The 14,008-nt window shown below is 59.9% G+C and carries 12 protein-coding genes; 10 read left to right on the top strand and 2 right to left on the bottom strand.

Features of this window, described 5'->3' with window-relative positions; all coding sequences use genetic code 11:
- Positions 1–90 precede the first annotated feature (90 nt).
- From K290_RS0101225 to K290_RS0101235, 3 genes are all read left to right on the top strand, one after another.
- Positions 91–738 (top strand): TetR/AcrR family transcriptional regulator, encoded by a 648-nt coding sequence (locus K290_RS0101225; RefSeq protein ID WP_028750177.1) that lies wholly within the window; start codon positions 91–93, stop codon positions 736–738.
- A gap of 83 nt (positions 739–821) precedes the next feature.
- Positions 822–2,411 carry a gamma-glutamyltransferase gene (gene ggt, locus K290_RS0101230; protein ID WP_028750178.1) on the top strand — a complete coding sequence of 530 codons (1,590 nt, stop codon included), beginning with the start codon at positions 822–824 and terminating at the stop codon, positions 2,409–2,411.
- 141 nt (positions 2,412–2,552) lie between these two features.
- Positions 2,553–2,798 (top strand): type II toxin-antitoxin system Phd/YefM family antitoxin, encoded by a 246-nt coding sequence (locus K290_RS0101235; protein ID WP_037134617.1) that lies wholly within the window; start codon positions 2,553–2,555, stop codon positions 2,796–2,798.
- Between the two features lie 4 nt (positions 2,799–2,802).
- On the opposite strand, the gene rhaI is transcribed toward K290_RS0101235, so the two are convergent.
- Positions 2,803–4,095, bottom strand: coding sequence for an L-rhamnose catabolism isomerase (gene rhaI, locus K290_RS0101240; RefSeq protein ID WP_028750180.1), 1,293 nt, complete (start codon positions 4,093–4,095; stop codon positions 2,803–2,805).
- A 190-nt stretch (positions 4,096–4,285) separates the two neighbouring features.
- Positions 4,286–6,382, bottom strand: coding sequence for a bifunctional rhamnulose-1-phosphate aldolase/short-chain dehydrogenase (locus K290_RS0101245; RefSeq protein ID WP_028750181.1), 2,097 nt, complete (start codon positions 6,380–6,382; stop codon positions 4,286–4,288).
- Between the two features lie 205 nt (positions 6,383–6,587).
- Here K290_RS0101245 and K290_RS0101250 point away from each other — a divergent pair, with 205 nt between their 5' ends.
- From K290_RS0101250 to K290_RS0101280, 7 genes are all read left to right on the top strand, one after another.
- A complete protein-coding gene (locus K290_RS0101250) occupies positions 6,588–7,400 on the top strand; it encodes a DeoR/GlpR family DNA-binding transcription regulator (protein ID WP_028750182.1) in 813 nt (270 codons plus the stop codon).
- 64 nt (positions 7,401–7,464) lie between these two features.
- On the top strand, positions 7,465–8,460 hold the full coding sequence (gene rhaS / locus K290_RS0101255) for a rhamnose ABC transporter substrate-binding protein (RefSeq protein WP_028750183.1): 996 nt from the start codon (positions 7,465–7,467) through the stop codon (positions 8,458–8,460).
- A 72-nt stretch (positions 8,461–8,532) separates the two neighbouring features.
- The gene (locus K290_RS0101260) at positions 8,533–10,068 is read left to right on the top strand and encodes a sugar ABC transporter ATP-binding protein (RefSeq protein ID WP_028750184.1); all 1,536 of its coding nucleotides are present in this window, start codon (positions 8,533–8,535) and stop codon (positions 10,066–10,068) included.
- A 10-nt stretch (positions 10,069–10,078) separates the two neighbouring features.
- A complete protein-coding gene (locus K290_RS0101265; protein WP_028750185.1) occupies positions 10,079–11,083 on the top strand; it encodes an ABC transporter permease in 1,005 nt (334 codons plus the stop codon).
- Positions 11,080–12,093 carry an ABC transporter permease gene (locus tag K290_RS0101270; protein ID WP_037134620.1) on the top strand — a complete coding sequence of 338 codons (1,014 nt, stop codon included), beginning with the start codon at positions 11,080–11,082 and terminating at the stop codon, positions 12,091–12,093. Before K290_RS0101265 ends, K290_RS0101270 begins: the two co-directional genes overlap by 4 nt.
- Positions 12,090–12,416 carry an L-rhamnose mutarotase gene (gene rhaM / locus K290_RS0101275; RefSeq protein ID WP_028750187.1) on the top strand — a complete coding sequence of 109 codons (327 nt, stop codon included), beginning with the start codon at positions 12,090–12,092 and terminating at the stop codon, positions 12,414–12,416. The genes K290_RS0101270 and rhaM overlap by 4 nt, the downstream gene beginning before the upstream one ends.
- Positions 12,413–13,798, top strand: coding sequence for an FGGY-family carbohydrate kinase (locus tag K290_RS0101280; protein WP_028750188.1), 1,386 nt, complete (start codon positions 12,413–12,415; stop codon positions 13,796–13,798). Before rhaM ends, K290_RS0101280 begins: the two co-directional genes overlap by 4 nt.
- Positions 13,799–14,008: the final 210 nt, after the last annotated feature.

Here is a 14,008-nt window from a genome sequence, read left to right on the forward strand (position 1 = left end):
TCAAAATTCTCGGCCGGACATTTAGGAAACTTGTTGTTTTCCAAAATAAGCACTGTAAAATGGAAGTCAACAGGAATTTGGAAAATTGCCATGGTCGAAAATCAACTAATTGAGAAGCGCCCGCGCGGCCGACCACAACTTCGCTGCGATGACGACACGAAAAGCCTGATCATCGAGGCTGCCGACACGCAATTTCGGGAAAGCGGCTATGCAGCCGCGAGCATCAATGCGATCGCTCAATCCGCCGGGGTCTCGACCAAGACGCTTTACCGGCTGTTTCCGACCAAGGCGGACCTGTTCTCAAGCATCGTTTCCGACCGCATAAGCCGGTTTTTCCTGGCGCTGGACCAATCGACGCTGGCGACGATGGATTTGCGGCAGGGCCTGGAAAGATTGCTGACAGCCTATGGCATGCTGACGATGTCGGACGACACCAGCGACATCATGCGTCTGGTCATCGCCGAATCGGATCGCTTTCCTGAACTCGCCACGACCTTTTATGAGACAGCTATAGTCGGCTCGAACGCCGTTATGGAAAAGTGGTTGACGACGCAGTGCGAGCGTGGGCTCATCCGCCTGGAAGACCCGCATATGGCGTCCGGCATGCTGCGTGGCATGATGATCATGGAGCCGCAGCGCGCCGCCATCCTGCGTCAGCTCCCGTCTCCGAATATCGCTGAAATCAGCCGTCGGGCGAGAATTTGCGCGGAGGTCTTCCTGAAAGGCTGTCAGGTTTGATAGGTCTCAATGCTGGCGCGGATTGAGCGCGTCGTCCAGGCACGGCAGACACAAAGCAACAGACGACAGAGGACGTTGAAAGGATGCAGCAGCGCGATTTTTTCAAGCCGGGCCGCTCGGTCGCAGTTTCCGACAGAGGCATGGCAGCGACCTCGCATCCGCAGGCGACGCTTGCGGCTGTCGATATTCTGCGTGCCGGCGGCAGCGCAGTCGATGCAGCCGTGGCGGCGGTGGCGCTGCAGTCAGTCATCGATCCCCATATGACAGGTATCGGCGGCGACTGCTTTGCTCTCTACAGTCCGGCCGGTGGCACACCTATTGCCCTCAACGGCTCGGGTCGGGCTCCGCAAAAGGCGAAGCTCGATTACTTTCTGGAGAAAGGCTTTACCGCCATTCCCGACGACAGTCCGCATGCGGTCACCATTCCGGGCGCAGTCGATGCCTGGTGCCGGCTGATCGGCTCCTATGGCCGTTTCGATATGGGCCGTGTGCTCGCTCCGGCGATCGCAGCCGCCGAAGACGGCTATTGCATTACGCCGCGCGTCGAACTTGACTGGAGCCGCTACAGCGACCGGGTTGCCAAGTACCCGGCTTCCGCCGCCTATTTCCTGCCGCATGGCCGCGCGCCGCGCATCGGCGAACGCGTAACCAACCCTGGCCTCGCCGCGACGCTGAAAGCCATCGTCAAGGACGGCCGCGACGCCTTCTATCGCGGCAAGGTCGCGGAGGAGATTGCTGAGCTTCTCCAATCGCTTGGCGGATTGCATGAAGAAAGTGATTTCGCTGATTACAAAGCGTTCGAGACCGTGCCGATTTCCGGCAAATACCGCGGCCGCGACCTGTTGGAGTGCCCGCCGAATGGCCAGGGCTTAGCCGCGCTGCTGATCACCCGCATTCTCGACGGTTTCGATCTTCGCGACCCCAAGCTCACCGAAGCGGATCGCATCCATCTGCTCGCCGAAGCAACCAAGGCCGGTTACGCCAAGCGCGATCAACTCATCAGCGATCCGGACCACCTGACATTCAGCATCGACGAACTGCTGTCCGATCGGTCAGTTGCCGCCATGCGCTCGCAGATCAGCCTCGAACGCGCCGCCGACGTCTCGATCTGGGATGGGCCGACGCACAAGGACACGGTCTATGTCTCCGTCGTCGATCGCGATGGCAATGCGATTTCGCTGATAAATTCGATCTTCTTCGCCTTCGGCAGCGGCATCTATGCGCCGCGTGCCGGCGTGCTGTTGCAGAACCGCGGCGCAGGCTTCGTCGTCAAGGAAGGCCATCCCAACGCCATCGGCCCGGGCAAGCTGCCTTTCCACACCATCATCCCGGCCATGCTGATGGAAAACGGCAAGACGCGCATGAGCTTCGGCGTCATGGGCGGGCAATACCAAGCCGCCGGCCACGCCCATATGCTGAGCCAGATGCTTGACCGCGATCTCGACCCACAGCAGGCAAGCGATCAGCCGCGCAGCTTCTGCTACGACGGCAAGCTGTCGCTCGAACCGACGATTTCGGAAGACGTGAAGCTGGACCTCGAGCGCCGCGGCCATGTCACCGAATGGGCCGATGCGCCGATCGGCGGTGCGCAGGCGATTTGGATCGATCATGAGCGCGGCGTCCTGCTCGGCGCCTCCGACCACCGCAAGGATGGCATCGCGCTGGGGTATTGAGTCTGGCGCTATCGGAATCGAGGCAACTGATCAGCGACCCGCAGAATTCCGATACGCCGGATTGCTGCGATTCAGAGCCAAAATCCAACGATACACTAGGTTAACCGCATCCTATAGCTGTATCTGCCGATGGATGACCTAATGAAAACAATTGAGATCGAAGATGCGGAGAATGTTTTTTTGACTTTGCTCGACGACGCGATCAGGGGAGACGACTCTGTCATCACGCATCAGGGCGAACGTGTCGCTGTGATCTTGTCTTACGATAAATATCAAAGGCTAAAGCAGACGGTGCCTTCCCTTGGTTGGCTCCTAGCCAACGCTCCGCTCGAAGAAGACGATCTTCCTGTGAGAAAGCCGGCGCGTTGCCGGCTTCTCGAATTTTGACGTCTCAGATAATTCCGCCACTGCCTGCTGCCGAGGCAGGACGCTCGCCGGCAACTTGTCTGCGGTAGCCGCTTGCCCGATAAGCTGCGACCGGATCGATGGCGCCGCCGGTGCGGCGGCGGGCTTCCGCAAGAATGGGCTCGACGTCGGCGCGATAAGCACGCTTCAGGGTTTCGGACGCCATCAGGGCGTCGTTGGAGTCTTGGTAGTCCGCCAGCGCCTTGCGGTCGACGATCAATGCCTGCGCATAGGCGCGGCGGATTTCGTTGGCACTGGAAATCAGGCTTTCAATCGGGTCGGTGACATTGTGCGACTGGTCGATCATGTGAGCCGGATGGAAGCCTTTTACGCCGCGATGCTCTGCCTCAGCCAGTTCGTTGAAGACGAGGAACAGGCGATAGGGCTCGATCGCGCCGGCATCGAGATCGTCGTCGCCATATTTCGAATCGTTGAAATGGAAGCCGCCGAGCTTGCCGAACTGAATAAGGCGGGCGACGATCATCTCGATATTCGTGTTCGGCGCATGGTGGCCGAGATCGACGAGGCAGAATGCCTTGGGTCCGAGAGTTTGGGCGATCAGGTAGTTCGTTCCCCAATCCTGCACGACGGTCGAATAGAAGGCCGGCTCGTACATCTTGTGCTCGGAAAACAGCCTCCAGTCATCCGGCAACGCCTTGTAGATTTCCGCCATCGCAGCGAGGTAACGCTCGAATGCCTTGGTGAAATTGCTCTGGCCAGGGAAGTTGGAACCATCGCCGATCCAGACCGTCAGCGCCTTCGAACCGATCGTCTTGCCGATCTCGATGCATTCCAGATTGTGCTCGACAGCCTGGGCGCGGGTTGCTGCGTCGACATGGCTGAGCGAGCCGTATTTATAGGAATGCGCCTGGCCGGGAGCATCGGAGAAGGTGTTGGAATTCATGGCATCGAAACCAAGACCGAGCGCATCACCCTTGGCTTTCAATTCCTTGGCGTCAGCCTTGTCCCAAGGAATATGCAACGAAACGGTCGGCGTCGCCCGCGTCAACTGATGGATGACAGCGCAATCGTCGAGCTTGTCGAAAATGCCACGCGGTTCGCCGGTGCCCGGAAAACGGGCAAAGCGCGTGCCGCCAGTGCCGACACCCCAGGAGGGCACTGCGACGAAGAACTCGGAGACCTTTTTCGTCACCGCCTCGATATCGACGCCCCGACGCGCAAGTGTGGCGCCGAGCGCCTCATAGTCGGATTTCAGCGCCGCGGCGCGCTTGTCGTTTTCCGCTGCGACCAGATCCGGCGCAATTCTAAACTCGGCCATTCTTTCCTCCCAGGTATGTCATTCGAAAGTCTATGTGCCTGCGTGCTGCGGCAAATTCGATTTTTCCCTCTCCCCTTGGGGCGAGGGCAGGGTGAAGGGGACGCGGCACATGCAGACAGGCCGGTAACGCCCCCTCACCCCGCGCTATGGCGCGACCCTCTCCCCGCTGGAGCGAGGGTAATGTGCCACTTTACCGCGTAAAGCTCTGCGCGTTTCCGGCATCAACATTGATGATGTTGCCCGTCGACTTGGCGGAGAGGTCGGAGGCGAGGAAATAGATAGCCTCGGCAATATCTTCCGGGAAAACGTTGAGCTTCAGCATCGAGCGCTTGCGGTAATGTTCCTCCAACTCGTCCACCTCGATCTTCGACGAGGCGGCGCGCTGCTCGCGCCATTCGCCGTTCCAGATCTTGGACCCGCGCAGGACAGCGTCGGGATTGACCGTGTTGACGCGAATGCCCGCATCCGCGCCCTCGAGTGCCAGGCAACGCGCCAGATGGATTTCGGCGGCCTTGGCTGTGCAATAGGCGGCCGCATTCGGCGACGAGGCAAGACCGTTCTTGGAGGCGACGAAGACAACGTTGCCGCCGAGATTTTGCCGGCGGAGAAGCCGGAAGGCTTCACGCGAGACGAGGAAATAGCCGGTAGCGAGAATATCGATATTGCGATTCCACATCGAAAGCTCCGTGCTTTCGATCGGCGCGGAAGAGGCAATACCGGCGTTGGACACGAGGATGTCGATGCCGCCGAATTCGACGCAGGCTTCCGCGAAGGAGGAGATCACGCCGTCCTCCTTGGTCACGTCAAGCTTGACGCTGCGCACCGAGTCCGCACCGAATTTCTTGGCAAAATCTTCCTGCGTGTTCTCTAGTGCTGTCTGGTCTATATCGGCCACCACCACGCAGGCGCCCTCGCTCACCAGACGCGCCGCCGTCGCACGACCGATGCCGCCGGCGCCGCCGGTGACGAAAGCAACGCGACCGGCAAGGCTCTTCGGCTTCGGCATGCGCTGCAGCTTCGCCTCTTCCAGAAGCCAATATTCAATATCGAAGGCTTCCTGCTCCGGCAGGCCCTGATATTCGGATACGGTCGATGCGCCGCGCATGACGTTGATGGCATTGACGTAGAACTCGCCGGCAATGCGTGCCGTCGCCTTATCGCGGGCGAAGGAGAGCAGACCGACGCCCGGAACCAGGAAGATCACCGGATTCGGATCGCGCATGGCAGGCGAATTGTCGTGCTTGCAGTCGTTGTAATAACGGGCGTAGTCGGCGCGGTAGTCTTCCAGCGCCTGGTTGAGATCGGCAATGACGGCATCGGCGTCAGGCTTTGCCGGATCGAAGTCGACGATCAGCGGCCGAATCTTGGTGCGCAGGAAATGGTCCGGGCAACTCGTTCCGAGCGCGCCGAGCGGACGGAGGTTGTTCGAATTGACGAATTCGAGCACCGCATCCTGATCATCGAAATGACCGAGCTTGCGCTCCGCCTTGCCGATGCGGCCGCGGATTTCCGGCATCAGCTTGGCAGCAATCGCGCGGCGTTCGGCCTGCGGCAGGCTCTGGACCGCTGCGCCACCGAAGATGGTCTTACCTTCAGTCTTCGCCGCAAACCATTGAATTGCCTTGTTGATGATCGCAAGCGTCAGTTCGTAGCAGCTCTTTGCGTCGTTGGCCCATGTAAAGAGGCCATGGCTTTCGAGAACGACGCCCTTGGCATTCGGATGCGCCTTGACGAAGGCTTCGAGATCGAGGCCGAGCTGAAAACCGGGGCGCCGCCAGGGCAGCCAGCCGATGTCATCACCGAAGATTTCGCGCGTCAGCTCGCGGGAATTCTTCGAAGCCGCGATCGCGATGATCGCGTCGGGATGCATGTGATCGACATGAGTGAAGGGTACGAAACCGTGCAGCGGCGTGTCGATGGAAGCGGCGCGGGCGTTGAGGTTGAAGGTGCAATGCGGCAGGAAGCCGACCATGCGGTCCTCGTCGGCAACGCCCTTGTAAATGCCCTTCAGGCTGTCGAGCTTTTCCTGATAAAGCGTGGCGAAGCCGTCGAGCTTGATGGTGCCGACATCGCCGCCGGAGCCTTTCACCCACAGTACTTTAACCTTTTCGCCGCTCAGCGGATCGGTTTCCATGACCTTGGCCGATGTGTTGCCGCCACCGTAATTGGTGATACGCTTGTCGGCACCGAGCAGATTCGACCGGTAGAGAAGCTTGCCCGGCTCATCGAGGCCGGCCGCATATGCATCATCCCAACGGTTTTCCAGAAGCTGAACACCAGCCGCCATATCATCCTCCCATAAGATCATGTCTTGCGGACGGTCCGAAACATGCTCAAACCGCCCTTGTTAATCACGATATCGCTCACGCATGGTCGCTTTGTCAATCGAAAACGATCAAATTTGATAATGCTGCGATGCAATATGAAAGTTTTTGATCGTTTGTGATTGACACTTTGTCACATTTGCGAAATAACCCGAGAAGGAGGAGCCGATGCACGAACGTGAACGCCATCGCATCATTTTGAGCGCCGTACAGGAAAAGCCTGTGGTGACAATTCAGGATATTTCCGAATTGACCGAGGCCTCCGAAGCGACGATCCGCCGTGATATTGCGGCCCTGCATGTGCAGGGAAAAATCCGGCGCGTGCGTGGTGGCGCGGAATCGATCCATCCTCCGCAGCTTGGCAATTTGGCCGGCCGCCCCTTCCGCGTTTCGGAAGGTGTCAATATCGATAAGAAACGAGCAATTGCGCGCAAGGCTGCCGAATTATGCGGCCAGGGCGATGCCATCATCATCAATGGCGGCACGACGACATTCCAGCTCGTGCATTATATCTCGGCCTATAGGCTGCAGGTGATGACCAACTCCTTCGCCATTGCCGAACATCTGGTCAAGCATTCCAAAAACACGGTGACGGTCCCGGGCGGCGCGATCTATCGCGAGCAGAGCCTGATCCTGTCGCCCTTCGACAACGACACGACCCGGAACTTCTACGCACGGCGCATGTTCGTCGGCGCGCAAGGCGTTGGCCCGCTCGGCATCATGGAGGCCGACGCGCTGGTCATCCAGAGCGAGCAGAAGCTGATGCGCCAGGCCGACGAGCTGGTCGTGATGGTCGATTCTAGCAAGTTTCGTCAGCGCTCCAGCTTGATCCTGTGTCCGCTCGAGCAGGTGACGACCATCATCACCGATGACGGCGTTTCGGCGGAGACTGTACGCATGATCGAGGATGCCGGCGTGTCGCTGATTATCGCGAGCGTCACGGCGCAGTCCGAGAGGGAGGATTCCCCGTCCGTCGCATAAAATGCGCGGCTGTGGCGGGGTGAGCATAGCCTATAAACTTTGGGCAACTTTGGGAGGAAGAGACATGAATATTGCAAAGAAATTGGCGATCGGCGTTGCGCTGGCCGTCGCAATGATGGCCGGCACGGCAAGTGCGAAAGACGTCAAGATCGGCCTCGTGGTGAAGTCGCTCGGCAACGGCTTCTTCGAAGCGGCCAACAAGGGCGCTCAGGAAGCCGCTAAGGAACTCGGCGGCGTCCAAGTCATCTACACCGGTCCGACGCAGCCGACCGCCGAAGCCCAGATCGAAGTGATCAACTCGCTGATCGCACAGGGCGTCGATGCCATTGCTATCTCCGCTAACGACAAGGATGCCGTGGTGCCTGCCTTGAAGAAGGCAGCGCAGCGCGGCATCAAGGTTATCTCCTGGGATTCCGGTGTGGCTCCGGCCGGCCGCATCCTGCAGCTCAATCCGTCTTCGAACGAACTGATCGGCAAGATGTGCCTGACGCTCGCCAAGGATCATCTTGACGGTGGCAAGGGCAATTTCGCGATCCTATCGGCGACTTCGACCGCCACAAACCAGAACATCTGGATCGGCGAGATGAAGAAGCAGCTCAAGGATTTCCCGGGCCTCAACCTGGTCACGACCGTCTATGGTGACGACCTTTCGGACAAGAGCTACCGCGAAGCCCAGGGCCTTCTGACCTCGCATCCGGAAGTCAAGGTCATCGTTGCTCCGACGACCGTCGGCGTGCTTGCCGCTTCGCAGGCCGTCAAGGATGCCGGCAAGATCGGCCAGGTCTATGTGACTGGTCTCGGCCTGCCGTCCGAAATGGCTGGTGCCATCAAGTCGGGCGCGACGAAGGAATTTGCAATCTGGAACCCGATCGACCTCGGCTACTCCGCAACGCAGATCGCATACCGCCTCGTCAAGGGTGAAACCGATGGCAAGCCGGGCAGCGAAATCAATGCCGGCCGCATGGGCAAGATCAAGGTCGGAGACAACGGCGAAGCCGCCATGGCCGATCCCTTCGTCTACAACGCTTCGAATATCGATCAATTCTCCAAGGTCTTCTGATCGACCGCCTCATTCGCAGCTTTCCGGCGGCTTCGGCCGCCGGATTTGGTTAACTCATCCGGTGCATTGCTGATGACCACAGTCCTTCAACGACCCGCCACGGGCATGCCAAGCTTGGGCAATACCGCCATTCTGGAAATGCGCGGCATTTCGCAGATCTTTCCGGGTGTGAAGGCGCTCGACGGCGTCAGCATCTCGCTTTATCCCGGCAAGGTCACCGCCCTGATCGGCGAAAACGGCGCTGGCAAATCGACCCTCGTCAAGATTCTGACCGGCATCTATCGTCCGAACGAAGGCGAAATTCTCGTCGACGGCAAGCCGACCACGTTCCACAATGCCCAGGCCGCGATTGACGCCGGCGTCACCGCCATCCACCAGGAAACCGTGCTCTTCGACGAGCTGACGGTTGCCGAAAACATCTTTCTCGGCCATGCGCCGCGCACGAAATTCCGCACGATCGACTGGAAGACGATGAACAGCCGCTCAAGGCTGCTGCTGGAATCGCTGGAAAGCACCATCGATCCGTCGATCCGCCTGAAGGACCTCTCCATCGCGCAGCGCCATCTTGTGGCGATTGCCCGCGCGCTCTCGATCGACGCCCGCATCGTCATCATGGATGAGCCGACCGCGGCCTTGTCCCGCAAGGAGATCGATGATCTCTTTCGCATCGTCGAAGGTCTGAAGGCCCAGGGCAAAGCCATATTGTTCATCAGCCATAAGTTCGACGAACTCTATGAAATCGCCGATAATTTCGTGGTCTTCCGCGATGGGCGCGCCGTTGGACACGGCCGTCTGAAGGAAACGCCGCAGGACGAGATCGTCCGCATGATGGTCGGTCGCGACGTCAAGGATGCCTTCCCGAAAGTGCCGGTCACGATCGGCAACGTTGTGCTCGAAGTCGAAAACTATTGCCACCGCACGGAGTTTCGCGACATCTCCTTCAAGCTTCGGCGCGGCGAAATCCTCGGCGTCTACGGCCTAATCGGCGCCGGCCGTTCCGAACTTTGCCAATCGCTCTTCGGCATCACCAGGCCGCTCTCCGGCCGGTTGACGCTGAACGGCCAGGAGATCCATATCCGTTCGCCGCATGACGCCATCCGCGCCGGCATCGTCTATGTGCCGGAGGAGCGCGGCCGCCACGGGCTGGCGCTGCCGATGCCGATCTACCAGAACATGTCGCTGCCTTCCCTGGGCCGTACCTCGCGTAAGGGCTTCCTCAAGGCAGCCGACGAATTCGCGCTCGCCCGCAAATATGCCGAGCGGCTGGACCTGCGCGCCGCAGCCCTTTCCGTGCCTGTCGGCACCTTGTCTGGCGGCAACCAGCAGAAGGTGGTGATCGGCAAATGGCTGGCGACGCAGCCGAAGATCATCATTCTCGACGAGCCGACCAAAGGCATCGACATCGGCTCGAAGGCAGCCGTGCACGGCTTCATCAGCGAGCTGGCGGCAGAAGGCCTTAGCATCATCATGATTTCCTCCGAACTACCTGAAATTCTTGGCATGTCGGACCGGGTGCTGGTGATGAAGGAAGGACTTTCGGCTGGCCTGTTCGACCGCGAAGGGCTGACGCCGGAAACGCTGGTGCGCGCCGCCACGGGCAATGCATAGGGAGGGCCGGATGCTACGTATTCTCAAGAAACGCGAGACGCTGCTCTTCGTCATCATCGCCGTGATGATCGCCGGCTTCGCAACACGCGCGACCGGCTTTGCCGAGCCCGCCAATCTTGCCAATATCTTCAATGACACGTCGATCCTGATCATCCTGGCGCTGGCACAGATGACCGTGATCTTGACAAAATCGATCGATCTTTCTGTCGCCGCCAATCTCGCCTTCACTGGCATGGCCATCGCCATGCTGAATGCCGCCTATCCCGATCTGCCGCTGATCGTGCTCGTCGTCACGGCTGTCGTCATGGGCGCGGTGCTCGGTGCCATCAATGGTTATCTCGTCTGGGCTCTGGAAATCCCGCCGATCGTCGTGACCCTTGGCACGCTGACCATCTATCGCGGCATGGCCTTCGTCTTGTCCGGCGGCGCCTGGGTGAATGCGCATCAGTTTACGCCGATATTCCTCAACGTGCCGCGCACGCCGCTCCTCGGCCTGCCGGTGCTCTCCTGGATTGCCATCGCCATCGTACTGATGATGTATTTCGTGCTGCGCTATACGCGCTTCGGCCGCTCCACCTATGCCAGCGGCGGCAATCCGGTTGCGGCGGTTTATGCCGGCATCGATGTCGGCTGGACGCGCTTCCTCGCCTTCGTGTTGTCAGGCGCCCTGGCAGGCCTCAGCAGCTACCTCTGGGTATCGCGCTACGCGGTGGCTTATGTCGACATCGCCAATGGTTTTGAACTAGACAGCGTCGCCGCCTGCGTCATCGGCGGCATCTCGATTGCCGGCGGTGTCGGCTCGGTGGCCGGCACCCTGCTCGGCGCACTGTTCCTCGGCGTGATCAAGAATGCCCTGCCCGTCATCGGTATTTCGCCGTTCACGCAGATGGCGATCTCCGGCACCGTCATCATCCTCGCCGTCGCCTTCAACGCCCGGCGCGAGCGCAATCGCGGCCGCATCATTCTTAGGGATCAGGCGGCGAAGGAAACCTCGGGCAAGGAGGTCACCGCATGAGCATCGTATCCGAAACCGCACCGGAAAAGCGCAGCATTCCTGACCGTCTAGGCACGCCGTTCAAGCGCGTGATGGCGAGCTGGGAAGTCCTGTTGCTTGGCGTTGCGATTGCCATTTTCATTTTCAATTCACTGGCTTCGCCCTATTTCCTCGACCCTTATAACCTCTCGGACGCGACCTTCAATTTCACCGAAAAGGCGATGATCGCCTTCGCGATGGCGCTGCTCGTCATCGCCGGCGAAATCGATCTCTCCGTCGCCGCCATCATTGCGCTTGCCTCAACCGCCATGGGCGCGGCGGCGCAGGTGGGTGTCGATACGGCTGGGCTGGTGGCGATCGGGCTGGGTGTCGGGCTCGTCTGCGGTCTTTTCAACGGCTTCCTCGTCTCAGTGCTGAAACTGCCATCGATCGTCGTGACCATCGGCACGATGAGCCTGTTCCGCGGCGTTTCCTATATCGTCCTCGGCGACCAGGCCTATGGCAACTACCCCGAAGCCTTCGCCTACTTCGGCCAGGGCTATGTCTTCTGGGTCTTCTCCTTCGAATTCGTTCTCTTCGTCGCGCTGGCGATCGCCTTCGCCGTCTTGCTGCATGCGACGAATTTCGGCCGGCAGGTCTATACGATCGGCAATAATGATTTCGCGGCGCGCTTCTCCGGCATTCCCGTCGAACGGGTCAAATTCATCCTGTTCCTTCTGACCGGCGTCATGAGCGGCATCGCCGCCGTCTGCCTGACCTCGCGTCTCGGCTCCACCCGCCCATCGATCGCGCTCGGCTGGGAACTGGAAGTGGTGACCATGGTCGTCCTCGGCGGCGTGTCGATCCTTGGCGGTTCCGGCACGATCGGCGGCGTCGTCATTGCCGCCTTCGTCATGGGTCTGGTGACCTTCGGCCTCGGCCTTCTCAACGTGCCGGGCATCGTCATGTCGATCTTCATCGGCCTCCTCCTGATCATCACGATCGCGCTGCCGATCGTCGCACGCCGCGTCAAAGCCATGAGCTCGAAATGACCACTCCTCTCGAACGCCATGCCTTCAAGATGAAGCTCAATCCCGGCATGGAGGCCGAGTACCGGAAACGCCATGACGAGATCTGGCCGGAACTGGTGGAGCTGCTGCACCAGGCCGGCGTCAGCGACTATTCGATCCATCTCGACCGCGAGACGAACATGCTGTTCGGCGTTCTGACGCGGCCGAAGGATCACACGATGGCGAGCCTTCCCGATCATCCGGTCATGAAGAAGTGGTGGGCGCATATGGCCGATATCATGGCAACCAATCCCGACAATTCGCCGGTTCAAAGCGATCTCGTCACGGTCTTCCATCTGCCATGACCACAAAGACGAGCTATCGCCGCATTGCCGTCCTCGACATCGGCAAGACCAATGCCAAGGTCGTAGTGCTCGACGCGCAGACCGGCGCAGAGATTGCCGCCCTGCGGACGTCCAATACGACGTTGAAGACGGGCCCCTACCCGCATTACGATATCGAGCGGCTTTGGGATTTCGTCATCGGCGCGCTGAGGGACTTTGCTGCCGCGCCCGGCTTCGACGCCATATCGATCACCACTCACGGCGCCTCCGCTGTTCTTCTTGGCGAAGATGGCAGCCTTGCTCTGCCAGTGCTCGATTACGAGCATCGCTATCCGGAAGCCGTGCAAGAAGCCTATGAACACCTGCGCCCGCCATTCAGCGAGACCTTTTCACCGAGACTTTCCGGTGGGCTGAATGTCGGCGCGCAGATCCACTATCAGAAAAGCGTATTTCCCAACGAATTCGCGGGCGTAAGCACGATCCTCACCTATCCGCAATATTGGGCACTGCGGCTGACCGGCGTTGCCGCCAACGAGGTGACCTCGCTTGGTTGCCATACCGATCTCTGGAACCCCACCACCGGCGCCTATTCCTCGCTGGTCGACACGCTCGGCATTCGCTCCCTGATGGCTCCGATCCGCTCTGCCTTCGATGCGCTCGGGCCTCTGCTGCCAGCGATCGCGGCGGAGATCGCCCTTGCTGCTCCCGTTCCCGTCTATTGCGGTATCCACGATTCCAATGCCTCGCTGCTGCCGCATCTCGTAGAAAACGAAGCGCCCTTCGCTGTCGTCTCGACCGGAACCTGGGTGATCAATTTCGCCGTCGGCGGCGATCTCGACCATCTCGACCCGGCACGCGACGCGCTCGCCAATGTCGATGCATATGGCCGCGCCGTGCCGTCCTCGCGCTTCATGGGCGGGCGGGAATTCGAGATTCTGGCGAGCGAAATCGGTCGGGCCGAACCTGAAGCCGTGGAAGCTGCGCTGGAAATCGTAATCGGCAAGGGCTTGATGCTGCTCCCGAATGTGGTCGATGGCTCCGGTCCTTTTGCCGGCAGGATCAGGCGATGGATCGGCGACGCCTCGGCAAACCCGGCGGAACGTCTTGCCGCCGTCAGCCTCTATCTGGCGCTGATGACGGAAGCCTGCCTTGGCCTGATCGGCGCCAAGGGACCAATTTTCGTCGAAGGTCCCTTCGCGCTCAATCGCGCCTATCTTTCGGGCCTATCTTCGCTGACGAAATCGAATGTCATCGCCCTGCCCGGCTCGACCGGCACCAGCCAGGGTGCGGCGCTGCTAACCGGCATCAGGCCGACGGCACCGGCGGAAAGCCCGCCCATCCGGACCGATCTGCCGGGTCTGCGAGACTACGGGCTGGCCTGGCATCGGGCATTGGCAGAATAGCTACCTCTCGCCCCTAAATTCCCGCAGTAGTTTGCCGCTGGAAATTTCTGAGAATCGTCAAAATTGTCTCCACGACGGTTATTTTCTTGCGGAATCGCGGTAATATTCCTACAGAAACTACCCTTATGAACGCTTTTGAGGTCAAAAATGTCCGAAAGCGATCATCAGCCTCGATGTCACTTCCTGTCTCCATTTCAAGGCGCGTTTTAC

This window comes from Rhizobium leucaenae USDA 9039, assembly GCF_000426285.1.
In the GTDB taxonomy this organism is placed as follows: Bacteria; Pseudomonadota; Alphaproteobacteria; order Rhizobiales; family Rhizobiaceae; genus Rhizobium; species Rhizobium leucaenae.

What these genes read in the sequence shown, in the direction of transcription:
- K290_RS0101270 (WP_037134620.1), top strand. Translation starts at nt 11,080, where the DNA reads ATGAGCATCGTATCCGAAACCGCACCGGAAAAGCGCAGCATTCCTGAC.
- K290_RS0101260 (WP_028750184.1), top strand. Translation starts at nt 8,533, where the DNA reads ATGACCACAGTCCTTCAACGACCCGCCACGGGCATGCCAAGCTTGGGC.
- K290_RS0101280 (WP_028750188.1), top strand. Translation starts at nt 12,413, where the DNA reads ATGACCACAAAGACGAGCTATCGCCGCATTGCCGTCCTCGACATCGGC.
- ggt (WP_028750178.1), top strand. Translation starts at nt 822, where the DNA reads ATGCAGCAGCGCGATTTTTTCAAGCCGGGCCGCTCGGTCGCAGTTTCC.
- rhaI (WP_028750180.1), bottom strand. Translation starts at nt 4,095, where the DNA reads ATGGCCGAGTTTAGAATTGCGCCGGATCTGGTCGCAGCGGAAAACGAC.
- K290_RS0101265 (WP_028750185.1), top strand. Translation starts at nt 10,079, where the DNA reads ATGCTACGTATTCTCAAGAAACGCGAGACGCTGCTCTTCGTCATCATC.
- K290_RS0101235 (WP_037134617.1), top strand. Translation starts at nt 2,553, where the DNA reads ATGAAAACAATTGAGATCGAAGATGCGGAGAATGTTTTTTTGACTTTG.
- rhaM (WP_028750187.1), top strand. Translation starts at nt 12,090, where the DNA reads ATGACCACTCCTCTCGAACGCCATGCCTTCAAGATGAAGCTCAATCCC.
- rhaS (WP_028750183.1), top strand. Translation starts at nt 7,465, where the DNA reads ATGAATATTGCAAAGAAATTGGCGATCGGCGTTGCGCTGGCCGTCGCA.
- K290_RS0101225 (WP_028750177.1), top strand. Translation starts at nt 91, where the DNA reads ATGGTCGAAAATCAACTAATTGAGAAGCGCCCGCGCGGCCGACCACAA.
- K290_RS0101245 (WP_028750181.1), bottom strand. Translation starts at nt 6,382, where the DNA reads ATGGCGGCTGGTGTTCAGCTTCTGGAAAACCGTTGGGATGATGCATAT.
- K290_RS0101250 (WP_028750182.1), top strand. Translation starts at nt 6,588, where the DNA reads ATGCACGAACGTGAACGCCATCGCATCATTTTGAGCGCCGTACAGGAA.